At 65.5% G+C, this 24,457-nt stretch carries 26 protein-coding genes; 20 read left to right on the plus strand and 6 right to left on the minus strand.

Annotated features, from left to right (window positions below; translation table 11 throughout):
* Positions 1-150: 150 nt before the first annotated feature.
* Positions 151-1,227, minus strand: a complete 1,077-nt coding sequence (locus GCT13_RS30610; protein WP_152764517.1) for a YeiH family protein — start codon at positions 1,225-1,227, stop codon at positions 151-153.
* A 119-nt stretch (positions 1,228-1,346) separates the two neighbouring features.
* Between GCT13_RS30610 and GCT13_RS30615 the strand changes: the two genes are divergently transcribed.
* From GCT13_RS30615 to GCT13_RS30650, 8 genes are all read left to right on the plus strand, one after another.
* The gene (locus tag GCT13_RS30615) at positions 1,347-2,261 is read left to right on the plus strand and encodes a LysR family transcriptional regulator (RefSeq protein ID WP_152764519.1); all 915 of its coding nucleotides are present in this window, start codon (positions 1,347-1,349) and stop codon (positions 2,259-2,261) included.
* A gap of 138 nt (positions 2,262-2,399) precedes the next feature.
* The gene (locus GCT13_RS30620) at positions 2,400-3,176 is read left to right on the plus strand and encodes a TIM barrel protein (protein ID WP_152764521.1); all 777 of its coding nucleotides are present in this window, start codon (positions 2,400-2,402) and stop codon (positions 3,174-3,176) included.
* A gap of 36 nt (positions 3,177-3,212) precedes the next feature.
* The gene (locus GCT13_RS30625; protein ID WP_152764523.1) at positions 3,213-4,187 is read left to right on the plus strand and encodes a sugar kinase; all 975 of its coding nucleotides are present in this window, start codon (positions 3,213-3,215) and stop codon (positions 4,185-4,187) included.
* 200 nt (positions 4,188-4,387) lie between these two features.
* Positions 4,388-5,668, plus strand: a complete 1,281-nt coding sequence (locus GCT13_RS30630; RefSeq protein ID WP_152764525.1) for an MFS transporter — start codon at positions 4,388-4,390, stop codon at positions 5,666-5,668.
* A 4-nt stretch (positions 5,669-5,672) separates the two neighbouring features.
* The gene (locus GCT13_RS30635; RefSeq protein WP_152764527.1) at positions 5,673-6,641 is read left to right on the plus strand and encodes a 2-hydroxyacid dehydrogenase; all 969 of its coding nucleotides are present in this window, start codon (positions 5,673-5,675) and stop codon (positions 6,639-6,641) included.
* The gene (locus tag GCT13_RS30640; protein ID WP_152764529.1) at positions 6,638-7,720 is read left to right on the plus strand and encodes a LacI family DNA-binding transcriptional regulator; all 1,083 of its coding nucleotides are present in this window, start codon (positions 6,638-6,640) and stop codon (positions 7,718-7,720) included. The genes GCT13_RS30635 and GCT13_RS30640 overlap by 4 nt, the downstream gene beginning before the upstream one ends.
* A gap of 86 nt (positions 7,721-7,806) precedes the next feature.
* Complete coding sequence (locus GCT13_RS30645; protein ID WP_152764530.1) at positions 7,807-8,607, plus strand: YhfC family intramembrane metalloprotease; 801 nt, start codon at positions 7,807-7,809, stop codon at positions 8,605-8,607.
* Positions 8,608-8,654: 47 nt separating this feature from the next.
* Entirely contained in the window at positions 8,655-9,020 is a 366-nt protein-coding gene (locus tag GCT13_RS30650; RefSeq protein ID WP_152764532.1) for a DUF3022 domain-containing protein, read from the plus strand.
* A gap of 64 nt (positions 9,021-9,084) precedes the next feature.
* On the opposite strand, the gene GCT13_RS30655 is transcribed toward GCT13_RS30650, so the two are convergent.
* Together GCT13_RS30655 and GCT13_RS30660 are read right to left on the minus strand one after the other, a co-directional pair.
* Complete coding sequence (locus GCT13_RS30655; protein ID WP_152764534.1) at positions 9,085-9,522, minus strand: PGDYG domain-containing protein; 438 nt, start codon at positions 9,520-9,522, stop codon at positions 9,085-9,087.
* A 201-nt stretch (positions 9,523-9,723) separates the two neighbouring features.
* Complete coding sequence (locus GCT13_RS30660) at positions 9,724-10,221, minus strand: Spy/CpxP family protein refolding chaperone (protein ID WP_152764536.1); 498 nt, start codon at positions 10,219-10,221, stop codon at positions 9,724-9,726.
* A gap of 159 nt (positions 10,222-10,380) precedes the next feature.
* Between GCT13_RS30660 and GCT13_RS30665 the strand changes: the two genes are divergently transcribed.
* From GCT13_RS30665 to GCT13_RS30675, 3 genes are all read left to right on the plus strand, one after another.
* Positions 10,381-11,265, plus strand: a complete 885-nt coding sequence (locus tag GCT13_RS30665) for a LysR family transcriptional regulator (protein WP_321574729.1) — start codon at positions 10,381-10,383, stop codon at positions 11,263-11,265.
* A 144-nt stretch (positions 11,266-11,409) separates the two neighbouring features.
* Positions 11,410-11,874 carry an Lrp/AsnC family transcriptional regulator gene (locus GCT13_RS30670; RefSeq protein ID WP_087735288.1) on the plus strand — a complete coding sequence of 155 codons (465 nt, stop codon included), beginning with the start codon at positions 11,410-11,412 and terminating at the stop codon, positions 11,872-11,874.
* Between the two features lie 246 nt (positions 11,875-12,120).
* Entirely contained in the window at positions 12,121-13,218 is a 1,098-nt protein-coding gene (locus GCT13_RS30675) for a saccharopine dehydrogenase family protein (RefSeq protein WP_152764538.1), read from the plus strand.
* Between the two features lie 214 nt (positions 13,219-13,432).
* On the opposite strand, the gene GCT13_RS30680 is transcribed toward GCT13_RS30675, so the two are convergent.
* Positions 13,433-14,053: an AAA family ATPase gene (locus GCT13_RS30680; RefSeq protein WP_321574730.1), complete on the minus strand. Its 621-nt coding sequence runs from the start codon at positions 14,051-14,053 to the stop codon at positions 13,433-13,435.
* Positions 14,050-14,196 carry a cytochrome bd-I oxidase subunit CydX gene (gene cydX, locus GCT13_RS30685; RefSeq protein ID WP_152764604.1) on the minus strand — a complete coding sequence of 49 codons (147 nt, stop codon included), beginning with the start codon at positions 14,194-14,196 and terminating at the stop codon, positions 14,050-14,052. Before cydX ends, GCT13_RS30680 begins: the two co-directional genes overlap by 4 nt.
* A gap of 175 nt (positions 14,197-14,371) precedes the next feature.
* Here cydX and GCT13_RS30690 point away from each other — a divergent pair, with 175 nt between their 5' ends.
* The 4 genes from GCT13_RS30690 (at position 14,372) to corA (ending at position 17,002) form a co-directional block, all read left to right on the plus strand.
* The gene (locus tag GCT13_RS30690; RefSeq protein ID WP_090864710.1) at positions 14,372-14,617 is read left to right on the plus strand and encodes a FitA-like ribbon-helix-helix domain-containing protein; all 246 of its coding nucleotides are present in this window, start codon (positions 14,372-14,374) and stop codon (positions 14,615-14,617) included.
* Between the two features lie 19 nt (positions 14,618-14,636).
* Complete coding sequence (locus tag GCT13_RS30695; RefSeq protein WP_265335310.1) at positions 14,637-15,032, plus strand: type II toxin-antitoxin system VapC family toxin; 396 nt, start codon at positions 14,637-14,639, stop codon at positions 15,030-15,032.
* Positions 15,033-15,348: 316 nt separating this feature from the next.
* Entirely contained in the window at positions 15,349-15,828 is a 480-nt protein-coding gene (locus GCT13_RS30700; RefSeq protein ID WP_152764540.1) for a hypothetical protein, read from the plus strand.
* Between the two features lie 196 nt (positions 15,829-16,024).
* On the plus strand, positions 16,025-17,002 hold the full coding sequence (gene corA, locus GCT13_RS30705) for a magnesium/cobalt transporter CorA (protein WP_152764542.1): 978 nt from the start codon (positions 16,025-16,027) through the stop codon (positions 17,000-17,002).
* Positions 17,003-17,031: 29 nt separating this feature from the next.
* Here the strand turns inward: corA and GCT13_RS30710 are convergent, their stop codons facing one another.
* The gene (locus GCT13_RS30710) at positions 17,032-17,670 is read right to left on the minus strand and encodes a LysE family translocator (protein WP_152764544.1); all 639 of its coding nucleotides are present in this window, start codon (positions 17,668-17,670) and stop codon (positions 17,032-17,034) included.
* A gap of 579 nt (positions 17,671-18,249) precedes the next feature.
* Here GCT13_RS30710 and GCT13_RS30715 point away from each other — a divergent pair.
* The 5 genes from GCT13_RS30715 to rbsK all read left to right on the plus strand — a co-directional run bounded on the left by GCT13_RS30715 (position 18,250) and on the right by rbsK (position 24,329).
* Positions 18,250-19,203, plus strand: a complete 954-nt coding sequence (locus tag GCT13_RS30715; RefSeq protein WP_152764546.1) for a sugar ABC transporter substrate-binding protein — start codon at positions 18,250-18,252, stop codon at positions 19,201-19,203.
* A gap of 309 nt (positions 19,204-19,512) precedes the next feature.
* Positions 19,513-21,108, plus strand: coding sequence for a sugar ABC transporter ATP-binding protein (locus GCT13_RS30720; protein ID WP_152764548.1), 1,596 nt, complete (start codon positions 19,513-19,515; stop codon positions 21,106-21,108).
* Positions 21,105-22,178: an ABC transporter permease gene (locus GCT13_RS30725; RefSeq protein WP_152764550.1), complete on the plus strand. Its 1,074-nt coding sequence runs from the start codon at positions 21,105-21,107 to the stop codon at positions 22,176-22,178. Before GCT13_RS30720 ends, GCT13_RS30725 begins: the two co-directional genes overlap by 4 nt.
* A gap of 119 nt (positions 22,179-22,297) precedes the next feature.
* Complete coding sequence (locus GCT13_RS30730; RefSeq protein ID WP_152764552.1) at positions 22,298-23,329, plus strand: LacI family DNA-binding transcriptional regulator; 1,032 nt, start codon at positions 22,298-22,300, stop codon at positions 23,327-23,329.
* Positions 23,330-23,387: 58 nt separating this feature from the next.
* On the plus strand, positions 23,388-24,329 hold the full coding sequence (rbsK, locus tag GCT13_RS30735) for a ribokinase (RefSeq protein ID WP_152764554.1): 942 nt from the start codon (positions 23,388-23,390) through the stop codon (positions 24,327-24,329).
* Positions 24,330-24,457 lie beyond the last annotated feature (128 nt).

Raw genomic sequence — 24,457 nt, forward strand, 5'->3', positions numbered from 1 at the left:
TATGCCGCGCGATGCTTGCAGTTTGCGTGTCGGGCGCAGTGTGGAAACGAGCGGTTGCGTGTGTGAAAGGCGCGCAGCGCTTGCATGCACGCCGCGCCGAAAGCACAAAAGCCTCGCACGCGGCGAGGCTGATGTGATGGGATTGCCGGCTTAGCCGAGCAGATGCTGGACGAGCCATGTGATACCCAGACCACCGGCGAACAGCCACACGTACAGGATCAGGCCCGTCGTCAGCGCACGGGGACCGGCCTCGCGGATCTGCGAGAGGCGCGTTTCGATGCCGAGCGCCGTCATTGCCATCGTGAGCGCGAAGGTGTCGAGCATGTTCAGCGTGCTGGTCGCGGCCTCCGGCAGTATGTGCAGCGAGTTCACCGCGACGCAGCCGAGAAAGCCGAGCGCGAACCAGGGCACGGCGAGCTTGCGCGGCGCATGAGCGGCTTCGCCGTGCACACCCGTTGCAGTACGCGCCGAGCGGCTCACCCACATGCCGACGACGAGCAGCACGGGCACCAGCAGCATTACGCGGGTCATCTTGACGATGGTCGCGATATGCGTGGCTTCGGGGCTCACGTTGCTGGCTGCGCCCACCACTTGCGCGACTTCATGGATCGTGCCGCCGAAGAAAAGGCCGACGCCCGTCGTATCCAGATGCAGGATGCCGGCGCGCAGCAGAGCGGGGTAGAGGAACATCGACAGCGTGCCGAACAGCACGACGCTGCCGACGGCCATTGCGCTCTTGTGCGGCTTCGATTGCAGCGTCGACTCGAAGGCGAGCACAGCGGCCGCGCCGCAGATCGCGCTGCCCGCTGCCGTCAGTAGCGCGCTGTCGCGGTCGAGCTTCATCAGCTTCATGCCGGCCCACGTGCCGATCGCGAGCGTGCTGACGACGATCAGCAACGACTCGGCGAGGCCCGGCAGGCCGACCTGCGCGATCTCCTGAATGCTCACGCGCAGCCCGAAGAACGCGACCGCGATGCGCAACAGCTTGCGCGCCGAAAAGTTGACGCCGGCCGCCCAGCTTTCGGGCATGCCGTCTTTCAGTGCATTGCCATAGAGCATCCCGCCGACGATGCCGACGATCAGCGGGCTGATGCCCAGGCCGGCGATCGACGGAATCGCGGCGATGCGGGTGACGGCCGCGGCGAACAACGCGACGAACAGGATGCCGTTGATCTGACCGCGCGTCGACGATGACGCGGGAACGGCACGGGTGGAAATGGTGGACATGGGCTTCGACCTTTTTCTGCAACTGCATGACTCGATGGCCTAATCCTAAAATACATATATCGATATGAGAAATCGTGATTTAGAATGTGTGGTATCGGCTAGCCTGATATTTTTTCGCCATGACCCCTGATCAGCTTATAACGTTCGCCGCCGTCGCCGAGCTTCGCAACATCAGCCGCGCTGCACTTGCGCTGCATCTGTCGCAGCCCGCCGTGTCGGGCCAGTTGCGCCAGTTGCAGGACGAATTCGGCGAGCCGCTGTACCTGCGCGACGGCCGCGGCGTGCGGCTGACGCCCGCCGGCGAGCAACTGGCGAGCTACGCGGCGCGGCTGCGTGACACGTACCGCCAGGCCTACGCGTATCGCGACGCGCTGCGCGGAATGGAGCAGGGTACGCTGCGCATCGGCGCGAGCACGACGCCCGCGAGCTATCTGCTGCCGTATCTGATCGCCGCGTTTCAGCGCCGTCATCCCGACGTCACGGTGCATACGGACGACGGCAACACGGCCGACATCGTCGGCGCGCTCGGTTCGTTCGATATCGCGCTCGTCGAAGGACACGTCGGAGCCGAACTGCCGCCCGATACAGCCGTGCATCCGTGGCACGAGGACGAGATCGTCGCGATCATGCCGCGCTCGCATCCGCTCGCTACGGCCAACTTGCAGGCCGTGACGCTCGCTGATCTGAGCCCGCATCCCGTCGTGTTGCGCGAAGAAGGCTCCGGCGTGCGGCAACTGATCGAGCGCGCGTTCGCGCGGGCCGGCATGCCGATGCGGGTTGCACTGGCGATCGCGGGCGTCGAGGGCGTGAAAGAGGCCGTGCGCGCGGGAATGGGCGTCGGCTTCGTGTCGGCGATGTCGATGCGCCACGAAGACGAGGTGCTGTTCCGCCTGCCGCTCGGTCCCGAGCCGCTCACGCGCCGTTTCTCGATTCTCGTGCCGCACGCGAGCGCGCCGTCGCGCATCGTCGGCCGCTTTCTCGAACTGTGCCTGAACGGCGACGCTCGCCTGCCGGCGGCCGATTCTTCCGTTTAGGGATTACCACTATGGTGCACGCGCGCCGTGCAGCGCAGTATTCGCAACCAGCGCTACTGCGCTTTTTTGATACTCGTCTATGGAACCGATTCCAAAGACCGTTTCGAGCAATTTTAAGCAATAAGCAGGGTGTTTCACATGCCGGAAATCGTCATCGTCGCGAGTGCATTTGGGATCGACGCGATCCGCAAGGACGGTCATCACGCGTGGCTGAAGACGGCTGCGAAAGCGGGGGCGGCCGGCTTCGAGGTGCGTCGCGAGCTGTTCGCGCTCGAAGCGCAAGCGTCGCCCGGGGCGCTTTCCGCGCTCGGCAAGACGATCGCCGCGCAAAACCTGTGGTCGGTGTACTCGACGCCCGCCGAGCTGTACGCGCCGGACGGCGTGCTCGATGAAGCCGCGTTGCGCGGGGCGCTGATCGAAGCGACGGCGCTCGGCGCGCGCTTCGTCAAGCTGCAACTCGGCGGCTTTGCGGGGCGCGCGTACGGCGAGGCGGTCGCGAAGTGTACGAAGGGCGTCGCGGCGCGGCTCGTCGTCGAGAACGGGCAGATGGAGCGAGGCGGCTCGCTCGCGCAGTTCGAAGCGCTTTTCAACGCGCTCGTCAAAGACGGGGGCAATGAAGGCCGGAAGCCGGTGCTCGGCATGACGTTCGACATCGGCAACTGGCAATGGCCCGGCGTCGATCCTGTCGAAGCGGCTCGCAAGCTCGCGGATCACGTCGAATACATCCACTGCAAGGCGGTCGCGGGCGAAGGCGCGCGCCGTTTTGCCGTTGCGCCCGCTGCCGATGACGCCGATTTCGCGGCCGCGCTCGCGCTTTTGCCGCGCGACGTGCCGCGCGGCATCGAATTCCCGTTCGACGCGGCCCGGATCGCGGAGGACGCGTCGCATCACGTCGCGCGGCTCGCGTCCGCCTGAAAGCGGCGAGCGCGGACGGCATCAACAGGAGAAGCCATGCATCCGACACTCGATGTCATCACCTACGGCGAAGCGATGGCGATGTTCGTCGCGGCCGAAACAGGCCCGCTCGCAGGCGTCGGCCAGTTCACGAAACGCATCGCGGGCGCCGATCTGAACGTCGCGATCGGCCTGTCGCGCCTTGGCTTCAAGGTGGGCTGGATGAGCCGCGTCGGCAGCGATTCGTTCGGCCAGTACGTACGCGACACGCTGACGAAGGAAGGCATCGATCAGGGTTGCGTGACGACGGATGAACGCTATCCGACGGGCTTTCAGCTCAAGTCGAGGAACGACGACGGCAGCGACCCGGCCGTCGAGTATTTCCGCAAGGGATCGGCGGCGAGCCATCTGTCGCTCGACGACTATGTGGCGGACTACGTGCTGGGCGCGCGTCATCTGCATCTGACGGGCGTTGCGCCCGCGATTTCGGCGAGTTCGCGCGAGCTGGCGTTCCATCTGGCGCGCGAAATGCGCAACGCAGGCAAGACGGTTTCGTTCGATCCGAACCTGCGCCCGACGCTGTGGCCGTCGCGCCAAGCGATGGCGGCCGCGCTGAACGAACTGGCGACGTTCGCCGACTGGGTGCTGCCCGGCATCGGAGAAGGCGAAACTCTGACGGGCTACACGAAAGCCGAAGACATCGCGCAGTTTTACCTGGAGCGCGGCGCGAAGGGCGTGATCGTCAAGCTCGGCGCGCAAGGTGCGTATTACCGCACGGCGGCCGGTTCGGGCATCGTCGCGGCGCAGCGCGTCGAGAACGTCGTCGATACCGTCGGCGCGGGCGATGGCTTCGCCGTCGGCGTGGTGAGCGCGCTGCTCGAAGGACGCACGCTGCCGGAGACCGTCGCGCGCGGCAACCGCATCGGCGCACTGGCGATCCAGGTGATCGGCGATTCCGAAGGCCTGCCGACGCGCGCCGAACTCGATGCGCTGGAGCGCAGCGATCCGGCGCAGCCCGCGCTGGCCGCCTGACGCTTCAGCGTTCAGCAAACCGTTCAGCAAACCAACACGACAACAACAAGAAGGTGCCAGCCGCAAGCTCGATCCGATACAGGGCATACGGCAGCACACCAGCAGACCGACTCAGGAAACCGGCTCACGCCAGCAAATATTTTGCATGGGACCAGAGTAAGGGGCTAAAGCCCCAACTGTGTTCGACAAAGGAGACATTCATGCCCTCATCACTCGCGATTCGCCGCTGGTGGACGATCATGCCGATCGTGTTCATCACGTACAGCCTCGCCTATCTCGACCGCGCAAACTACGGCTTTGCGGCCGCCGCCGGCATCAACCAGGATCTCGGCATCAGCAAAGGGCTGTCGTCGCTGATCGGCGCGCTGTTCTTTCTCGGCTACTTCTTCTTTCAGATTCCGGGCGCGATCTACGCGGAGCGCCGCAGCGTCAAGAAGCTCGTGTTCTGGAGCCTTGTGCTGTGGGGCGGCTGCGCGGCGCTGACGGGCATCGTCAGCAACATTCCGTCGCTGATGGTGATCCGCTTCGCGCTCGGCATCGTCGAAGCGGCCGTGATGCCCGCAATGCTGATTTTCATCAGCAACTGGTTCACGAAGCGCGAGCGCTCGCGCGCCAACACGTTCCTGATTCTCGGCAATCCGGTGACGGTGCTGTGGATGTCGGTCGTGTCCGGCTACCTCGTGCATTCGTTCGGGTGGCGCCAGATGTTCATCGCGGAAGGCGTGCCCGCCATTGTGTGGGCCGTCTGCTGGTGGTTCATCGTGAAGGACAAGCCCGAGCAGGTGAAGTGGCTGTCGGAGGCGGACAAGACGCAGCTCGCCGATACGCTGCGCGCCGAGCAGGCCGCGATCAAGCCGGTGCGCAACTATGGCGAGGCGTTCCGCGAACCCGCCGTCATCAAGCTGTGCGCGCAGTACTTCTGCTGGAGTATCGGCGTGTACGGCTTCGTGCTGTGGCTGCCTTCCATTTTGAAGAACGGCTCGTCGCTCGGCATGGTCGAGACGGGCTGGCTGTCGGCGCTGCCGTATCTGGCCGCGACGATCGCGATGCTCGCGGCGTCATGGGCGTCGGATAAACTCAACAACCGGCGCGCGTTCGTGTGGCCGTTCCTGCTGATCGGCGCGGCGGCGTTCGCGGCTTCGTATGCGCTCGGTTCGACGCACTTCTGGATGTCGTATGCGCTGCTCGTCATCGCGGGCGCCGCGATGTACGCGCCGTATGGCCCGTTCTTCGCGATCGTGCCGGAACTGCTGCCGAAGAACGTCGCGGGCGGCGCGATGGCGCTGATCAACAGCATGGGCGCGCTCGGCTCGTTCGTGGGCTCGTATGTGGTCGGCTATCTGAACGGCGCGACGGGCTCGCCTGCTGCGTCTTATGTGTTCATGAGCGTCGCGCTCGTCGCCGCCGTCGTGCTGACGCTTGCCGTCAAGCCGCCGCGCATGCAGTCTGCGGCTCTCGCCACTCCGTTGCAAGGAAAGTGATTCGATGAAGCGAAAGATCGTCGCATACAAGCCACTGCCGGACGATGTGCTGTCATATCTCCAGCAGCATGCCGAAGTGGTGCAGGTGGATGCCGCGCGGCACGATGCGTTCGTCGCTGCGCTGAAGGACGCCGACGGCGCGATCGGCGCGAGCGTGAAGATCACGCCCGCGATGCTCGAAGGCGCAACGAAGCTCAAGGCGCTCTCGACGATCTCGGTCGGCTACGACAACTTCGACGTCGACGATCTGAGGAAGCGCGGCATCGTACTCGCGCATACGCCCGACGTGCTGACGGAATCGACGGCGGATACCGTGTTCTCGCTGATTCTGGCGAGCGCTCGGCGCGTCGTCGAACTGGCCGACTGGGTGAAGGCGGGCGAGTGGAACGCGAGCATCGGGCCCGCGCTGTACGGCGTCGACGTGCAGGGCAAGACGCTTGGCATCGTCGGGCTGGGGCGCATCGGCGGGGCCGTTGCGCGGCGCGCGGCGCTCGGCTTCAACATGAGGGTGCTGTACACGAACCGCAGCGCGAACGCCGAGGCGGAACAGCGCTACGGCGCGCGTCGCGTCGAACTCGACGAGCTGCTCGCCACGTCCGATTTCGTTTGCCTGCAGGTGCCGCTCACGCCCGAAACGCGTCACATGATCGGCGTAAACGAGCTGCGCAAGATGAAGAAGAGCGCGATTCTGATCAACGCGTCGCGCGGACAGACCGTCGACGAAAACGCGCTGATCGAAGCGCTGCAGGCGGGCACGATCCACGGTGCGGGGCTCGACGTGTTCGACAACGAGCCGCTCGACGCGAACTCGCCGCTGCTGAAGATGAACAACGTGGTCGCGCTGCCGCATATCGGCTCGGCGACGCACGAGACGCGTCACGCGATGGCGCGCTGCGCGGCGGAAAACCTGGTCGGCGCGCTCGACGGCACGCTGAAGACCAACATCGTCAACCGCAGCGTTCTCTCGCAATGAACACGCCGCCGTCAGGCGCACCGCGCCGCGCCACCATCAGCGACGTCGCCCGCGAAGCCGGCACCGGCAAGACGAGCATCTCACGCTATCTGAACGGCGAGCTGAGCGTGCTGTCGCCGCAACTGCGCGCGCGTATCGAAGCCGCGATCGAGCGGCTCGACTATCAGCCGAACCAGATGGCACGCGGCTTGAAGCGCGGACGCAATCGCCTGATCGGCATGCTGGTCGCCGATCTGACGAACCCGTATTCCGTCGAGGTGCTGCAAGGCGTCGAGGCGGCTTGCCACGCGCTCGGCTACATGCCGCTCATCTGCCACGCGGCGAACGAAGTCGACATGGAGCGGCGCTTCCTGCAACTGCTGACGACGTATCGCGTGGAAGGCGTGATCGTCAATGCGCTCGGCGTGAGCGAGGAGACGTTGCGGCCCGTGGGCGGCGGCGGGATTCCCGCCGTGCTGGTGGACCGCTCGGTGGAAGGGCTCGTCGCCGATATGGTCGGGCTCGACAACGAGGCGGCCGTGACGGTCGCGACGCGGCATCTCGTCGAACGCGGCTTCGATCGCGTGTGGTTCGTCGTGCAGCCGTTCGAGCGCGTCAGTTCGCGGCGTCTGCGCGAAGCGGCGTTTCATCGGGCGCTGACGCAGTATCCGCAGGTGAACGGGCGCACGGTCGTGGTCGAACTCGGCGATGCCGATGAGCTCGCGCAGACGCTCACCGCGCTCGACGCCGAGATCGATGCCGCGATTGCGAACCGGGAAACAAGCGGCGAAACAAGCGAAGACGCGGCCACCTTGCCGCGCGTCGCACTCTTCGCCGCGAACGGCCCCGTCGCGCTGGCGCTTGCGCGGCATCTGAACCAGCGGCATGGCGCGGACTGGCAAAAGCGCGTTGCGCTGCTGTCGATCGACGACCCCGAATGGGCCGAACTCGCCGGCATCACGACAATTCGCCAGCCGACGTACGACATCGGCTATCGGGCCGTCGAATTTCTGCACGAACGCATCGACGGCGCACAGGCGAGCGCGCGCGACTGCCTGCTGCCGGGCGAACTGATCGAACGCGCGTCGACGGCGCGCTGATTGTCGGGCGTTCGGCATTCAGACGGCGACGCGCTTACAATGCGCAGCGGAGTCTCTCTCTTTCGTCACCTGATCCGCGCTGCTCGATGCCAGCTTTGCCCGTTTCACCCATTACGCTTGCGATTCTCGCTGTCGCGACGCTCTTCATTGCATGGCTACCGATCGGCCTGTACCGCCGCTGGCGCGCGCCGTTCGCGCTGAATCGGCGCGACGCGATTGCGGGCGTCGCCGTGTTCGCGTTGTCCGCGATGCTAATCGAACGCGCGCTCAACGACTATCTGCTGCGTCAGAACGCGGCCACGAGCGAATGGTTGTCGAACCCGCTCGCGTTCGTCGTCTACGGCGTGCTGGCGGCGGGCGTCTGCGAGGAAGTCGGCCGCTTCGTCGCGATGCGCTGGCTGGCGCGGCGCACAGCGAACCATGCAAAGGGTGACGGTACGGCGATTGCATACGGGCTCGGGCATGGCGGCGCGCAAGCGTGGCTCGTCGGCGTGATCGTGCAGGCGCAGTGGATCGCGTTCGGCGTGCTGGAAAATCGCGGCCAGCTCGACGCGTATCTCGGCCACATCCCGCCCGCATCGCTGATGCGGCTTCATCTGATACTCGCGGGCCTGTCGCCCGCGATGGCAGGTCTCTTCGTGCTCGAACGCGTGGCTGCGCTGGTGTTCCAGATCGGGCTCTCCGTGCTGATGTGGCGCGGCGTGCGCGCGGGCTGGCGCACCATCCTGCCCATTGCGATCGCCGCGCACGCGCTGATCGACGTGCCCGCCGCGATGTCGCAGGCGCGGCTGTTGCCGCTCGTGACCGTCGACGCGATCTATGCCGTCGCGGCGCTTGCCGTGGCCGCGGTGCTGCTCAGGATGCACGCGCGCGCGGCTCGAGCTTGAACAGATCCTATCGTCCATCCAGACCCACAGGCCCGAGGCCAATCGACATGGAAGCCTATCAGTACGAGTGCGCGAACGCCGAGATCGAAGAACTGGCGCGCGTGATCAGCGATCTCTTTCCCGAGCAGACACAGTTCATCGAACGCCCCGATGACAACGGCGTGCCGCAGATCGTCGTGCATTGGGTCGCGATGCGCTTCGGCTCGACGGCACGCCGCATGGTGTTGACCGTCGCGATCACACCGGCCGCGCTCGCGCGTTATCGCGCGATGCCGCCGCGTCTGCGGGGCCGCAGCTTCGCGGTGCTGCGCGCGTATGTCGAGGCGACGCTGGGATCGCTGGAAGAGGAATACGCGGCGGGCAAGAGCGTGCCGCGCGAAGTGACCGTCGAGCTCGACGACGAGTTCGCCTGAACGCGGCAAGCCCGACGAGGGAAGCGCCCAGGCGGGGGCGCGAAAGCGTCGCGCGAAGCGTCGCTCAATCCGCGAGCCGATAGACCTTCGCGAAGCGCGCGGCCTGCACGACGCCATAGTCGCCGGGCGCGTATTGCATGATCCAGTCACCTGCTGTGCCCTTGAGCACATCACCGCCTCGCGACGAACGCGCGAGCGAGAACGGCTCGCTCATCTGCTTCGCGAGCACGACGGCAGGGCGATTGCGATACGAACCGGCGTCGCCGTGCGCGAGCCCGGCGTCGGCGGGCAGGTACTTCGCATCGAAGCGTTCGCGCGACACGACCCAACGGTCGCCCGTCGAGCCCGTGATCAGCGCGTCACCGCGCGTGTAGCGATTCGGCCCTTCGAGGCTCATCAGTTCGCCGTCACCCTGGGCGAATTGCACGGTGACGGTTTCGTCCTTGACGACGCGTTGCGCGGCCGGATCGGCGAGCAGGTCGATGTTGTTCAGTTCGAGCATGGGGCTTTGAAGCTTATTCAGATGACAGGGCCGCGTAAGCCAACGTCAGCGCGACGAAGGGCGACGGGGCTGCAACGAAGCGCAACGAGGTGCAAACGCGGTGCAGGCGCGCATGATGCCAGATTCGCGCGGCTGCAATGAAAAACGCCTGCCGTGAAGGCAGGCGTCTTGCGAAATACATGCGGCAACTTGCGCTGCGTTTTACGGCTTGACGGTCGCGTCCGAAGCGGGCGCGGCCGGCTTGCCCGAACGGCTGTGGTGCGCGCCGCCTTCGGCCGGCTGACGGCGGAACGTTTGGTCGGCGAGCTTCTTTTGCTCCGGCGAGAAGCTGGTGTAGAGCGGCTCGAAGGCGTCGACGAGTTTCTTCGAGCCGTCCGCGTGAGCCTGCGTGATCTCGGCGTAGCCCTTCATGTCGTCGAGCGCCGACATGTTCGGATTTGCCCTGCGCTGCTCGAACAGGTTGGCCATCGTTTCACTGTTGTTGCGCATGACGTCGGCGAACGCGTTCCATTGCGACTCCTGCGCCGACGTGATCTTCAGTTGCGAATGCAGGTAGTTGATCCGTTCTTCGACGCGCTGCTCGTGGCGCGCCTTGCCCTGCGTCTGCGAGGCTGCCGCCGACATGGCGGGCGCTGCCGTCTGTGCGAATGCAGCGCTCATCGACAATGCGGAAGCGAGAATGGCGAGCGTTTTTTTCATTGAGACTCCTGTTGTCCGTTCGTATGAGAGTGAAGCTTGACGAAGCGTTATGCATATGCGTGCGGCGCATATCAGGCTGCTATTAGTATCACGTTATCGCCCCATTGCGACTGCATTGCGACAACTGCTTACAACCGAAACGATCGGGAAAAATAGCCGGTGGATAAATTCGTCAGCATGGAAATCTTCGTTGCCGTGGTCGAAGCGGGCAGCCTGACGGCGGCCGCCGAGCGCTTCCATCTGTCGTCGGCGATGGTCGGCAAGCATATCCGCTCGCTCGAAACGCAGCTCTCTGCGCGGCTTCTGACGCGCACGACGCGCCGTCAAAGCCTCACCGAGATCGGCCGCCAGTATTACGAGCAATGCCGGCGCATTCTCGCCGACGTGAAGGCCGCGGAGTCGCTGGCCGAATCGATGACGTCCGCGCCGCGCGGCACGCTGAAAGTGACGGTGCCGCTCACGTATGGCGTCGAAGTGTTCTCGCCTGCAATGACCGACTATCTGAGCGCGTGGCCCGACGTCAGCCTCGAACTCGATCTGTCGAACCGTATCGTCGATCTGGTCGAAGAGGGTTTCGACGCGGCCGTGCGCATCGGCCGCCTGCCGGATTCGAGTCTCGTCGCAAGGCCGTTGAAGCCGTACCGGATGCGCGCGTGTGCATCGCCCGCGTATCTCGCGCGGATGGGCACGCCGAAGACGCCCGCCGATCTCGCGAATCACGAGTGCCTCGGCTTTCTGCATTGGGGCCGCGAAGGGCTATGGCGTCTCGACGGCGACGCCGCAACCGACTGTCAGCTGCGTCCGGGACGCTTTCGCGCGAACAACGGCCAGGCGCTCAAGGTGGCGGCGCTGCGCGGCTTCGGTCTGGTGCTCCAGCCCGAAGCGCTGCTCGCGCGCGAGATCGAACGCGGCGAGCTCGTCTGCGTGCTCGAAGACTGGCTGCCCGATGGCGCGCCCGTGCATCTGATCTATCCGCGTGACGGCCGCCCGACGCCGAAGCTCACGACGTTCATCGACTTCGTGATCGAGCGCTTCGGCGCGTGACGCGTCGCCCCACGCGAATGCGCGATATGTGCAGTCCGCATGTATTCGCACTGCGGGGCGCGGGGTGCATAATCCGCGTATCCCGTAGTCCACGTTTGCGCTCGCCATGCGGCGAGCTTCCACCTCAACGCTGACCTTCAATCGATGAGACCACCGCGCCTCGATCAACTCGACGAACTCGACCGCAACCTCGTTGCGCTGCTGCAGGCCAACGCGCGCGAAAGCGTCGCGAATCTCGCGCGACAGCTGGGCGTCGCGCGCACGACCGTGATCGCGCGCATCGCACGGCTGGAAAAGACCAACGTGATCGCCGGCTATAGCGTGCGGCTCGGCCAGGACGTGCTCGACGCGAGCATCTATGCGTACGTCGGCATCATCATCGCGCCGAAGTACGGACCGGACGTACAGAAGAAGCTGAACCGGATGCCCGAAGTGCAACTGCTGTGCGCGGTGAGCGGGGAGTTCGACTACGTCGCGTGGCTGCGCGCCGATTCGCCCGAGCGCCTGAACGATCTGCTCGACCAGATCGGCGGCCTCGCGGGCGTCGAGCGCACGACGACGTCGATCATCCTGTCGCGCAAGATCGATCGCGGAATGATCGGCGGATGAACGCACGCGGGCTCGCTCCGTGTGTTCGCTAAGGGCCGTGCGCGCCCCGCGTTTACGCGGTTTTGATACGTTTTCGACGAATCGTCGGAATGTCTCGTCAGATTGTCGAAGTTCATGGTCATTGCGCAGCACTTTGCGCCTATAAACCGACTGGCCTTCTCCCTAAACTTCTCTACAGAGGTTCGCTGCGGCGCGCCGTTCACGCTGGAGACAGCATCCATCGAACAGAGAACAAAGGAGAAGCGCATGAAAGTTGCCATCGTTGGCGCAGGTCTGATCGGTCACACCATCGCGCACATGTTGCGTGAGACGGGCGACTACGAAGTGGTCGCGATGGACCGCGATCAGCACGCGCTCGACAAGCTGGCCGCGCAAGGCATTCCGACCCGCCGCGTCGATTCCGCCGATGCCGCCGCGCTGCGCGCCGCCATCCAGGGCTTCGACGCGCTCATCAACGCGCTGCCGTATTACCTCGCGGTGAGCGTCGCAACGGCGGCGAAGGGCGCGGGCGTGCACTATTTCGACCTGACGGAAGACGTGCGCGCGACGCATGCGATCCGCGCGATCGCCGACAGCGCCGAGCACGCGTTCATGCCGCAGTGTGGCCTCGCGCCGGGCTTCATCGGCATCGCTGCGCATGAACTGGCGAACCGCTTCAGTGAAATTCGCGATGTGAAGATGCGCGTCGGCGCGCTGCCCGAGTTTCCGACCAATGCATTGAAGTACAACCTGACGTGGAGCGTCGACGGCCTCATCAACGAGTACTGCCAGCCGTGCGAAGCGATCCGCGACAGCCGCACGCAATGGGTGCAGCCGCTCGAAGGCCTCGAGCATTTTTCGCTCGACGGCATCGAGTACGAGGCGTTCAACACGTCGGGCGGTCTGGGGACGCTGTGCGAGACGCTGGCGGGCCGCGTCGAGACGCTCGACTACAAGTCGGTGCGCTATCCGGGCCATCGCGACCTGATGCAGTTCCTGCTCGAAGATCTGCGTCTTGCGACCGACCGCGACACGTTGAAGACGATCATGCGCCGCTCGGTGCCGTCGACGGCTCAGGATGTCGTGCTCGTCTTCATCACGGTGACGGGCGTGCGCGAAGGCCAGCTGGTGCAGGAAGTGTTCACGCGCAAGATCTTCGCGAAGACAGTGTGCGGCGTGCCGATGAGCGCGATCCAGATCACCACGGCGGGCGCGATGTGCGCGGTGCTCGACCTGTTCCGCGAAAAGAAGCTGCCGCAAAGCGGGTTCGTGCGTCAGGAGCAGGTGTCGCTGCGCGAGTTTCTCGCGAACCGTTTCGGGCAACTGTACGAAGGCCGCTCGCTGGAGGCGATGGCGACGGTTTGACCGTCTGACCTGGGCGCACAAAAGCGGAACCGGGGGCAGGGTAAACGTATCAGGCTCCGCAGAGGGCCGCCTGAGAGGCAATAGCGAAGCGGGCGTTCGACCAAAGAGGTCGAACGCCCGTTTTGTCGTCCGGCGCGTGCTGAAGATATGTGCCGAAGGCGTGTGCTGAATACGCGCCGAAGGTGTGCGATGAAGCCGCGTGACCGTGCACGTGTCAGACGGGCATCGGCGGCAGCATCACGCCGGCATGTCGCGACGCTTGCACGATCTGCGCGAGCAGCGCGTCGTAATCGGCGGGAACGGGCGCGGTGTTGTCGAACATCAGCAGGCCTTCGCGCTGGTCGCCCGTCGGCACGAAGCGGCGCTGCCGGTACTCGTCCCAATGCGAGAGCTTGTATGCGTCGTTCGGATTGCCGCGCGCGAGAATGCGCTCGCGCGCCGTCTCTTCCGACGTCGCAACCCACACGACGCTGATCTTCACGTCCTTGGGCACGCCGAGCCACGCGTGATCGAAGAGCTTGCGCTCGCGCACTTCTCGCGACAGCGGCCCGACGGCAATCACGCCGATGCCGAGCCGCAGATTCTCGGCGGCCGTATCGAACAGGCCGCGATATTCGGGGTCGCGAAAATGCTGGAGAAAAAGCGGACTGTCGCGATCGTTCGGATCGCCCGTCAGCGCGCCGATCGCGGCCGCGCTATAGGCGCCGTAGAGCGTGTCCTTGTCCAGCAGACAGAAGGCATGGCCCGTCGCCTTCGTCAATGGGCCGATCAGCCGTTTGGCGAGCGTTGTCTTGCCGGTGCCCGCATGGCCACAGATAAAAACCAGATGCGTCACGTGGATGAGTCCTCGGTCCTGGATGGCGTGGGGGCGGGCGTGTCGTCGCGGGTGAACGTGCCGTTCGCCTCGAGCCACATCGCGTTGATGATCCCAAAGCCCAGCGCCACGCCAATGCCCAGAATCCAGCTGAAGTACCACATCGAAGCCTCCCCTGAAGCGCCGCTTGCCCGCGCGTGGACGCCGTAGTCCATGAGGCGCCCCTGAACCGATCTTGAACGCGAAGGCGGCATGCTGCAACCCCTATGCCATCTGGCCAGCTTGACTGCGCGATTCTTGGTGATATCATTGATATCACACGTGTACCGGGGAATTGAAATGGCAAATCTGTTGGTCCGAGGTCTGGACGATGCGTTGGTGCAGAGCCTGCGTGAGCAGGCCGCGTCTCACGGGCGCAGCGTCGAAGCAGAACATCGGGAAATCCTGGCGCAGGCGCTCTTTCAGCCGAAGAAGCTCAGCTTTGCCGAGTTGCTGATGAGCATGCCGGACGTCGGCGAAGACGCCGACTTCGAGCGCCTGCATGACGCAACTGATGAAAGCGAGGGACCGGGTGTATTTGATTGATACCAATGTAATCAGCGAAATGCGCAAGAGCAGCCGCGCCAATCCTGGCGTTCAGGCATTTTTCGAAGCAGCGAGAGATGAGGGGCATCGCCTGTATCTGTCGGTCGTGACCGTGGGCGAGTTGCGGCGCGGTGTCGATCTGATCCGGCATCGCGGTGACAAGTTTCAGGCGTTGCGGCTGGAAGGATGGCTCGATACGATCATCGATTCGTTCAGCAGCCACATCCTGAATGTCGGCACCGACGTTGCGCAAACATGGGGCCATCTGCGCGTGCAGCACCCCGAGCACTCGCTCGACAAGATGATCGCGGCGACGGCACTGATCTACAACCTGACCGTCGTGACGCGCAACGTGGCAGACTTCGACGGAACGGGCGCGCGGGTGCTGAACCCGTTCCAGCCGGCAGAAGAGTAGCGGCGCGGCCGGTGCAGACGGGGCACGGGTGTCTGTACAACGAAGCAACAAAGCGAACAACAGCAAGCGCGCTGTATGGAACCGGAAAGGACGGGGCAAGAGTAAGCGCCAAAGCGCGAACTCTGGTCGACCGCTCTGCGTGGGATCGGAGTAAGTGCTGAAGCACTAACTCCAGCCGACAGCTAAAGCGCCAACTCCGGTCGACCGCTCTGCGTGGGACCGGAGTAAGTGCTCTGCATGGGGCTGGAGTAAGTGCTGAAGCACTAACTCCAGCCGACAGCTAAAGCGCCAACTCCGGTCGACAGGGAGACGAACAATGAGACGTAAGCAAAGCCTGGCGACGCGCGCCGCCGCAGCGGCACGCACGGCCCAGTCGCTCACGCTCTTGGTGGTTGCGATGATGGCCGCGTCACTCGTCGCTGGTTGCGCGTCCACGCCCGCCGACAAGGCGCCGTTCAAGGACGTGCCCGCCGAGCGCATCGTCAAGCCGGACGTCACGCAACCGGGCGCCGGCAGGGTGGCCGTCGACCTGCGGCGCGAGCGGACCGACAACGTCATCGTCCGCTTTCGCGATGCCCTCGTGTATGTCGACGGCGAACGCGTCGCGGACATCATGAACGGCGAGCACATCGTCTTCTGGCTCACGCCAGGCACGCATCGCATCGCGGTGTCGACGCAGTTCGACCCTGTCGTGGAGATCGGCTTCTTCGTGACGCCGGACACGCGCTATTCGAATCGCGCCAGCGTTTCGTTCAACGACGATCACCGCATCATGTTGCGGCGCGTCGCCAATTGACAGGCAGGCTCGACGCGACATTCACAATTCGACACACCGCGCCGGTTCGAGCCGACGTAACATCGGGGACTCGTATCGCACGCCGCGCTCATGCCGGCTTTGCGTCGCGATTGGGCGGCACACGAACAGGACAAGCGCCCATCGCGACTAACCGCTTTCAATCCGCGAAGCCGAATCGTTTTCAAGGTATTCAATCATGCTGATCAACTGCGCCGCGTATCAGGATGGCCGCAAGCTGGCCGACATCGAGATCGACGACATCAGCGTTTATGTCGCCAAATCCGAGTGCTTCGTCTGGGTCGCGTTGAAAGACCCGGGCCCAGGCGAGCTCGAAGTGATGAAGCACGAATTCGGGCTGCACGAACTGGCCGTCGAGGACGTGCGTCACGGCCATCAGCGTCCGAAGATGGAGGAGTACGGCGATTCGCTGTTCGCCGTCATGCACACCATCGAGACCGACGACGACGGCGAGTTCGTGATCGGCGAGGTCGACGTGTTCGTCGGTGCAAACTACGTGCTGTCGGTGCGGCGCGGCACGCGTCATGGCTTCCAGGAAGTCCGTGCGCGGTGCGAGCGCGAACCGCAGTTGCTGAAGGAGGGCGCGGCGTTCGTGCTGTACGCGCTCGCCGACAATGTCGTCGACCGCTACTTCCCGCTTCTCGAAGCGATCGGCACCGAGATCGAGGAAATCGAGGACCGCATCTTCGACAAGCACGACCTCGCCGCGTCGCGTGCGATCATCGAAGATCTGTACTCGTTGAAGCGCCGCCTCGTCATGCTCCAGCATCACATCGCGCCGCTGCTCGAAGGCATCAGCAAGCTCACGGGCGGACGCATTCCGTCCATTTGCGTCGGCATGCAGGCGTACTTCCGCGATGTCTACGATCACCTCGATCGCATCGTGCGGACCATCGAAGGGCGCCGCGAAATGATCGTCACGGCCATTCAGGTCAATCTCGGCATGATCTCGCTCGCCGAGAACGAAGTGACCAAGCGCCTCGGCTCGTTCGCCGCGCTGTTCGCCGTGCCGACCATGATCGCCGGCATCTACGGGATGAACTTCCAGGAGATTCCCGAGCTGCACTTCAAGTACGGCTATCCCATCTGCCTGCTGGTGATGCTGCTGATCGACCTCGCGCTGTACCGGGGCTTCAAGAAGGCAAACTGGCTGTAGCGCGTGTGGGCCGGGTCGCGTCGAATGCCTCAGCGCTTCGTCAGCGCGAGCCGCACGCCCAGGCCGATGAACCCCGCGCCCACCACGCGGTCGATCCACCGCCGCACGGCCGGTTTCGAGCGTACGGCACGCGCGGCCGTCGCGGCGAGCCACGCGACCACGCAATCGTTGATGAGCCCGAGCGTCACGAACACCGCGCCCAGCACGAGAAAGGCCAACGTCTTGTGCGGGCTGTCGGCGCTGACGAACTGCGGGAAGAACGCTATATAGAAGAGCAGCACTTTCGGGTTCGACGCGTTTGTCACGAAGCCGCGAAAGAGCAGTGTGCCGCGCGAAAGCCGCGGCACGTCGGGCGGCGCTTCGCCCTTCGCCACGGCCGTCGCCGTCGGCCACAGCATTCTCAAGCCGAGATACATCAGGTACGCGGCGCCGATCCATTTGATCGCGTTGAACGCGCCCGGCGACGCCGCCAGCAGCGCCGTGATGCCGAGCGCGCACGCGACCGTATGCATGCAGCCACCGAACGCAACCCCGACGGCCGACAGCAGCCCCGCTCGCCGTCCCTGCGCGATGCTTTGCCCGGCGACATACGCGATGTCCGGTCCGGGCGTGAGATTGAGGACCGTGACGGCGGCGAGAAAGAGCGGGAACTGGCTGATACCGAGCATGACGACTCCATGTTGAATGGCCGTTGCGCCCGCATGGCCGTCGTGACGATCGCAACGCGCGAGCCCAGGACGGCCCCATACGAACCATCGGCCCATAATACGCACATCGCACCTGTTGCGCCGATCACGACGGCCGGGGCTTTTCCCCTCTTTCCCCTTGCCGCGCGAGCGAGAAGAGGCCAGCATAGGCGTCCTGCCTGCCGCGGAACTTGCGGCTTGCGGGCGGATGGAAAACAGCAAGGCAGTACCGGCGCGTTGCAGCGCCGGGCATCACGAGCGCCGCTGCGCGCGGGACGCGTTCTGGCCACAGGCGGCTCCCATCGCACAGGGCGATCAACGGGCAGAACCGAGCGAGCGATCCGTGTCACGACGTCATTCGAAGCACCGCCGAAGCTTCGCGGCAACACGTGCGTCCAAAGGCGCCAAGCCTTGCCCAACGCATGCGTCGCGGGTGCGATGTGCAGCGCAGCACCGCCCACCGTTGACATCGCGAACAGGCACCGTCGAGAATATCGCTCGCAAACGTTTGCGCACAAACAAAAACGGACTCGCCCCGAGTCCAACAACTGGAGATACCACATGAACCACCGCATTCGTCGCCGCGTCCTGATGGCCGCTGTCGTGTTCACGGCCGCCGCCATGCCGTTCTCGTCGGCCTGGGCCCAGGCCGCCAAAAAACCGAAAGTCGCGCTCGTGATGAAGTCGCTCGCCAACGAGTTCTTCCTCACGATGGAAACGGGCGCGAAGGACTATCAGAAGCACAACGCCAGCACCTTCGACCTGATCACGAACGGCATCAAGGACGAGACGGATACGGCGAACCAGATCCGCATCGTCGAGCAGATGATCGTCTCGAAGGTCGATGCGATCGTGCTCGCGCCGGCGGATTCGAAGGCGCTCGTGCCCGTGGTCAAGAAGGCGGTGGACGCGGGCATCATCGTCGTGAACATCGACAACCGGCTCGACACCGACGTACTCAAGTCGAAGGACCTGAACATTCCGTTCGTCGGTCCGGACAACGCGAAGGGCGCCGAGAAGGTCGGCGACTATCTGGCGAAGAAGCTGAAGTCGGGCGACGAGGTGGGCATCGTCGAAGGCGTATCGACGACGACCAACGCGCAGCAGCGCACGGCCGGCTTCAAGGCGGCGATGCAGAAGGTCGGCGCGAAGGTCGACACGGTGCAGTCGGGCGAATGGGAAATCGACAAGGGCAACGCGATCGCGTCGTCGATGCTCAATGCCTATCCGAACATCAAGGCGCTGCTGTGCGGCAACGACAACATGGCGATCGGCGCGGTGTCGGCCGTGCGCGCGGCGGGCAAGCAGGGCAAGGTCTACGTGGTCGGCTATGACAACATCAACGCGATCAAGCCGATGCTGAAGGACGGCCGCGTACTCGCTACGGCTGACCAGTACGCGGCGAAGCAGGCCGTGTTCGGCATCGACGTGGCGTTGAAGGCGATCGCCGGGCACAAGAAGCAGGCGGACCTGTCGGGCGTCGTCGAAACACCCGTCGATCTGGTCACGAAGTAAGGAGCCCGCGTGGGCCGTGCGGGAACATTCGGCGTGCACGACGCCCGACGGTCCGCGCGTCGAGATAAACGCGCGCTCAAGAAATTCGCCGCGCCGCCGTTATGCCAGAGGTAAGCGTCATGACGGCCGGCCAGCCGCGCGAGCAGATGGACGGGCGCAGCCCGAAAAGCCGTGTCGTCCGGATGCGCACGGCTTCGGGCCTGCTGTCCGCATGAACGGCGCGGCCGTGCGGCGGCGCTGCACGACGGGCCGACGCACGAGGCGCAGTCCGCTGCAGCGCCGCGCGGCGGCTATGAGATCTGGATCACGATGGCATCAACCGACCAAGACGCATTGCCTGCCGTACTGTCCGTCGCGGGGATAGGGAAGACCTATGCCGAGCCCGTGCTGGCGGACGTCTCGCTGGCGTTGCACGCCGGGGAGGCGCTCGCGCTGACGGGCGAGAACGGCGCGGGCAAGAGCACGCTGTCGAAGATCATCGGCGGGCTCGTCGATCCGACGACGGGTTCGATGCAGCTCGCGGGCGCGCCGTATGCCCCCGCGAGCCGGACAGAAGCGGAAGCGCTCGGCATCCGCATGGTGATGCAGGAGCTGAATCTGTTGCCGACGCTGTCGGTTGCCGAGAACCTGTTCCTGAACCGGCTGCCGCGCGCGGGCAAGCTGGGCTTCGGCTGGATCGACCGTCGCAAGCTGCGCGAGGACGCACGCGAGGCGATGGCGCAGGTCGGACTTGAGGCGATCGACCCCGATACGCTCGTCGGCGAACTGGGCATCGGTCATCAGCAGATGGTCGAGATCGCGCGCAATCTGATCGGCGACTGTCGCGTGCTGATCCTCGATGAGCCGACGGCGATGCTGACGGCGCGCGAAGTCGACCTGCTGTTCGAGCAGATCGACCGGCTGAAGGCGCGCGGCGTTGCGCTCGTCTACATCTCGCACCGGCTCGAAGAGCTGGCGCGCGTCGCCGAGCGCGTGGCCGTGCTGCGCGACGGCAGGCTGGTGCGCGTCGACGCGATGGCGAACCTGACGAGCGACCAGATCGTCACGCTGATGGTCGGCCGCGAGCTCGGCGAGCGCATCGATCTGGGCGCGCGCAACATCGGCGCGACGCTGCTGAAGGTCGACGGGATGACCCGCGCGCCCGTCGTGCGCGACGTGTCGTTCGAGGTGAAGGCTGGTGAGATTTTCGGCGTGAGCGGTTTGATCGGCGCGGGCCGCACGGAACTGATGCGGCTCGTCTACGGCGCGGACCAGAAGGATGCCGGCACGGTGTCGCTGGCCGCGACACCCGGCGCGGCGCCCACGCCCGTGCAGATCGGCACGCCTTCCGACGCCGTGAAGCATGGCATCGCGCTGATCACGGAAGACCGCAAGGGCGAAGGCCTGCTGCTGCCGCAGCCAGTCGCGGCGAACGTGTCGCTCGGCAACCTGCGCAGCGTCGCGCGGCACGGCATCGTCGACGCGAAGCGCGAGAACGCGCTCGCGAAGCGGCAGATCGACGCGATGCGCATCCGCACGTCGGGGCCGGCGCAGCCGGTCGGCGAGCTGTCGGGCGGCAATCAGCAGAAGGTCGTGATCGGCCGGTGGCTCGCGCGCGATTGCAAGGTGCTGCTATTCGACGAACCGACGCGCGGCATCGATGTCGGCGCGAAGTTCGATATTTATGGATTGATGGGCGCGCTGGCCCGCGAAGGCCGCGCGCTCGTGGTCGTGTCGAGCGACCTGCGCGAGCTGATGCTGATCTGCGACCGGATCGGCGTGATGTCGGCGGGGCGCATGACGGGTGTCTTCAGGCGGGACGAGTGGACGCAGGATGCGCTGCTCGCCGCGGCATTCGCCGGCTATCGCAATCGCGAAGCCCTGTTGCACCCGCATGAGATGCACGAAGGAGAGACTCAGTCATGACCGATCAACGGGTCACGGGAGGCGCGGGCAAGGAGCCGGCGGCCGCGCCCGACGGCGTGACGGCGACGGCCGCTCAGGTAGCCGCTCAAGCAGCCGATCCGTCGGCGCCGCTTGCGAGCGGCAAGCCGGCGGGCACGCGGCTGGGCTTTTCGAACTACCTCGGGCTCGTCGGCGCGCTCGTCGCGATGATCGCGCTGTTCTCGGTGCTGAGCTCGCACTTCTTGACGTTCGAGACGTTCGTCACCATCGCGAACCAGATTCCCGATCTCGTCGTGATGTCGGTCGGGATGACGTTCGTGCTGATCATCGCGGGCATCGATCTGTCCGTCGGCTCGGTGCTGGCGCTCGGTGCGTCGGTCGTGAGTGTCGCGTCGCTCAAGTGGCAGCTCGGGCCGATCGTAGCGGCCGCGCTCGGCCTCGCCGCGGCGGCGCTGACGGGCACGATCACGGGCGCTGTGACGGTGGGCTGGCGGATTCCGTCGTTCATCGTGTCGCTCGGCGTGCTCGAAGCGGCGCGCGGCCTCGCGTACCAGATGACGAACTCGCGCACCGCGTATATCGGCGACGCGTTCGATTTTCTGTCGAACCCGATCGCCGTGGGCATCTCGCCGGCGTTCCTGATCGCGGTGGCCGTGATGATCGTCGCGCAGCTGGTGCTCACGCGCACGGTGTTCGGCCGCTATCTGGTCGGCATCGGCACGAACGAGGAAGCCGTGCGGCTTGCGGGCGTGAACCCGAAGCCGTACAAGGTGATCGTGTTCGCGCTGATGGGCGCGCTGTCGGGGCTCGCGGCGCTGTTCCAGATCTCGCGTCTGGAAGCGGCCGACCCGAACGCGGGCGTGGGGCTGGAGCTGCAGGTGATCGCGGCTGTCGTGATCGGCGGAACGAGTCTGATGGGCGGGCGCGGCTCCGTCATCAGCACGTTCTTTGGCGTGTTGATCATATCGGTGCTCGCGGCGGGCCTCGCGCAGATCGGCGCGAACGAACCGACCAAGCGCATCATTACGGGTGCTGTGATCGTGATCGCGGTCGTGCTGGATACGTACCGCAGCCGGCGCAAGCGCAATTGAAAGCGGGCGGCCGCCGTGGCGCGGGACGGCGGCCGCCTGGGAACAACTCAACGAGAGCACCGCGGATGCAGCATGAGCTGCATTGGCCAGCAGTAAGAACAGGCAGGGGGTTTTAGCTTATGGCGACGATCAAGGATGTGGCGGCCATCGCCGGCGTGTCATTCACTACGGTGTCGCATGTCGTGAACAATACGCGGCCGGTGTCCGCGGATGTGCGCTCGAAGGTCGAACTGGCGATCCGCCAGCTCAACTACGTGCCGTCCGCGGTCGCGCGGTCGCTAAAGGCGCGCTCGACGGCGACGATCGGGCTCGTGGTGCCGAACAGCACCAATCCGTACTTCGCGGAGCTGGCGCGCGGCATCGAGGACGGTTGCGCGCGCAATGGCTACTGCGTGTTCTTCTGCAACTCGGACGACGATCCCGCGAAGCAGCGCGCCTATCTGCGCGTGCTGCAGGAAAAGCGCATCGACGGGCTGATCGTCGCATCGGCGGGCGACGACGCGACGCTTGCGCAGACGCTCGCCGATTCGCCCGAGCCGCTCGTGATCGTCGACCGGAACATCGAAGGGCTGTCCGCCGATCTGGTCCAGATCGACCACGAGAAGGGCGCCTATCTGGCTACACGGCATCTGCTGCAACTGGGGCATTCGAAGATCGGCTGCATCACGGGCCCGATCGAAACGGCCGTCAGCGCGATGCGCGTGCACGGCTTCATTCGCGCGATGGCCGAGCGCGGGATCGAGATCGCGCCGAACGGCATCGTCGAAAGCGACTTCTCGGGCAGCGGCGGCTACCGCGCGGCAGGACAGCTGTTCGACACCGTGCAGCCGACGGCGATCTTCGCGGGCAACGACATGATGGGCATCGGCGCGTTGCGCGCGGCGGCCGAACGCGGCCTGCGCGTGCCGCAGGACTGCTCGATCATCGGTTTCGACGACATCGAGCTGGGGCGCTTCACCTATCCGGCGCTGTCGACGGTCGGCCAGTCGGTGCGCGCGCTCGGCGAAATGGCGGCACAGACGCTGATCGAGCGGATCAACGGCACGGCAACGGATACGACCTTCCGCCGCCGCGTGATCGCGCCGCGGCTGATCCTGCGCGAGTCGACGGCCGCGTTTGCGGGGGCGCGGCGCAATATTAAGGCGGCGTGAAGCTGCTGGGCGAAAGAGGATGCGGCCGCGCCGGTAATGCGCGCCGACGGGCAAGACGATGGAGGCAGTCGTGGCAACGAATGACGCGCGCGGGCACGTGACCGTGGTCGGCAGTCTGAACATGGATCTCGTCGCGCGCGCGCCGCGCATGCCGCAGCCGGGCGAGACGCTCGCCGGCCATGCGTTCGCGCAGGTCCCGGGCGGCAAGGGCGGCAACCAGGCGGTGGCCGCCGCGCGTCTCGGCGCGCAGGTGGCGATGCTCGGCTGCGTCGGCGCGGACGCGAACGGCGCGCAGCTGCGCGCGGGGCTCGAAGCGGAGGGCATCGACTGCGCGGCGCTCGAAACGAGCGCGACGGCGCCGACGGGTGTCGCGCTCATCATCGTCGACGATGGCAGCCAGAACTCGATCGTCATCATTGCGGGCAGCAACGGCGAAGTGACACCCGATACCGTCGCGCGCCACGAAGCGGCGCTGGCGCGCGCGCAGATCGTGATCTGCCAGCTGGAGACGCCGCCCGCGGCAGTCCACGCCGCGCTCACGGCCGCGCGCCGCCTCGGCAAGACCGTCATCCTGAATCCGGCGCCCGCCGTGGGGCCGTTGCCCGCCGACTGGCTGCCACTCGTCGACTACCTGATTCCGAACGAGCTTGAAGCGGCGACGCTGACGGGTCTGTCCGTTTCGTCGCCGGAAGAGGCGATGCTGGCCGCCGATGCGTTGCGCAACGCGGGCGCGCGCAACGTAATCGTGACGATCGGCGCACAGGGCGTGGTGGCCGCGACCGGCGGCGACGAACCCCGGCATTTCGACGCGCCGCGCGTGCGGGCCGTCGATACGACTGCGGCGGGCGATACCTTCATCGGCGGCTTTGCCGCGCAACTCGCGCAAGGGGCGAGCGTGACGGACGCGATCCGCTTCGCGCAGCGCGCCGCGTCAATTTCCGTCACGCGCGCCGGCGCGCAGCCGTCGATTCCGACGCGCGCGGAAATCGAAGGGGCCTGAAGCGTTTCCTTTCCTTCCTAACGCCCCCTTGTTTTCTGGCGGGACACGTGGCGGGCCGCCACTGCCGTTCTTCCCCGGCGCTGTAACAATTACAGGCGGACGGCGGCCGTAGGGTCCGTCAGACGACG

The organism is Paraburkholderia franconis, from assembly GCF_009362735.1.
Classification (GTDB): Bacteria; Pseudomonadota; Gammaproteobacteria; order Burkholderiales; family Burkholderiaceae; genus Paraburkholderia; species Paraburkholderia franconis.

Coding starts and splice junctions, on each gene's coding strand:
- GCT13_RS30610 (WP_152764517.1), bottom strand. CDS start 1,227: ATGTCCACCATTTCCACCCGTGCCGTTCCCGCGTCATCGTCGACGCGC.
- GCT13_RS30615 (WP_152764519.1), top strand. CDS start 1,347: ATGACCCCTGATCAGCTTATAACGTTCGCCGCCGTCGCCGAGCTTCGC.
- GCT13_RS30620 (WP_152764521.1), top strand. CDS start 2,400: ATGCCGGAAATCGTCATCGTCGCGAGTGCATTTGGGATCGACGCGATC.
- GCT13_RS30625 (WP_152764523.1), top strand. CDS start 3,213: ATGCATCCGACACTCGATGTCATCACCTACGGCGAAGCGATGGCGATG.
- GCT13_RS30630 (WP_152764525.1), top strand. CDS start 4,388: ATGCCCTCATCACTCGCGATTCGCCGCTGGTGGACGATCATGCCGATC.
- GCT13_RS30635 (WP_152764527.1), top strand. CDS start 5,673: ATGAAGCGAAAGATCGTCGCATACAAGCCACTGCCGGACGATGTGCTG.
- GCT13_RS30640 (WP_152764529.1), top strand. CDS start 6,638: ATGAACACGCCGCCGTCAGGCGCACCGCGCCGCGCCACCATCAGCGAC.
- GCT13_RS30645 (WP_152764530.1), top strand. CDS start 7,807: ATGCCAGCTTTGCCCGTTTCACCCATTACGCTTGCGATTCTCGCTGTC.
- GCT13_RS30650 (WP_152764532.1), top strand. CDS start 8,655: ATGGAAGCCTATCAGTACGAGTGCGCGAACGCCGAGATCGAAGAACTG.
- GCT13_RS30655 (WP_152764534.1), bottom strand. CDS start 9,522: ATGCTCGAACTGAACAACATCGACCTGCTCGCCGATCCGGCCGCGCAA.
- GCT13_RS30660 (WP_152764536.1), bottom strand. CDS start 10,221: ATGAAAAAAACGCTCGCCATTCTCGCTTCCGCATTGTCGATGAGCGCT.
- GCT13_RS30670 (WP_087735288.1), top strand. CDS start 11,410: ATGAGACCACCGCGCCTCGATCAACTCGACGAACTCGACCGCAACCTC.
- GCT13_RS30675 (WP_152764538.1), top strand. CDS start 12,121: ATGAAAGTTGCCATCGTTGGCGCAGGTCTGATCGGTCACACCATCGCG.
- cydX (WP_152764604.1), bottom strand. CDS start 14,196: ATGTGGTACTTCAGCTGGATTCTGGGCATTGGCGTGGCGCTGGGCTTT.
- GCT13_RS30690 (WP_090864710.1), top strand. CDS start 14,372: ATGGCAAATCTGTTGGTCCGAGGTCTGGACGATGCGTTGGTGCAGAGC.
- GCT13_RS30695 (WP_265335310.1), top strand. CDS start 14,637: ATGCGCAAGAGCAGCCGCGCCAATCCTGGCGTTCAGGCATTTTTCGAA.
- GCT13_RS30700 (WP_152764540.1), top strand. CDS start 15,349: ATGAGACGTAAGCAAAGCCTGGCGACGCGCGCCGCCGCAGCGGCACGC.
- corA (WP_152764542.1), top strand. CDS start 16,025: ATGCTGATCAACTGCGCCGCGTATCAGGATGGCCGCAAGCTGGCCGAC.
- GCT13_RS30710 (WP_152764544.1), bottom strand. CDS start 17,670: ATGCTCGGTATCAGCCAGTTCCCGCTCTTTCTCGCCGCCGTCACGGTC.
- GCT13_RS30715 (WP_152764546.1), top strand. CDS start 18,250: ATGAACCACCGCATTCGTCGCCGCGTCCTGATGGCCGCTGTCGTGTTC.
- GCT13_RS30720 (WP_152764548.1), top strand. CDS start 19,513: ATGGCATCAACCGACCAAGACGCATTGCCTGCCGTACTGTCCGTCGCG.
- GCT13_RS30725 (WP_152764550.1), top strand. CDS start 21,105: ATGACCGATCAACGGGTCACGGGAGGCGCGGGCAAGGAGCCGGCGGCC.
- GCT13_RS30730 (WP_152764552.1), top strand. CDS start 22,298: ATGGCGACGATCAAGGATGTGGCGGCCATCGCCGGCGTGTCATTCACT.
- rbsK (WP_152764554.1), top strand. CDS start 23,388: ATGGAGGCAGTCGTGGCAACGAATGACGCGCGCGGGCACGTGACCGTG.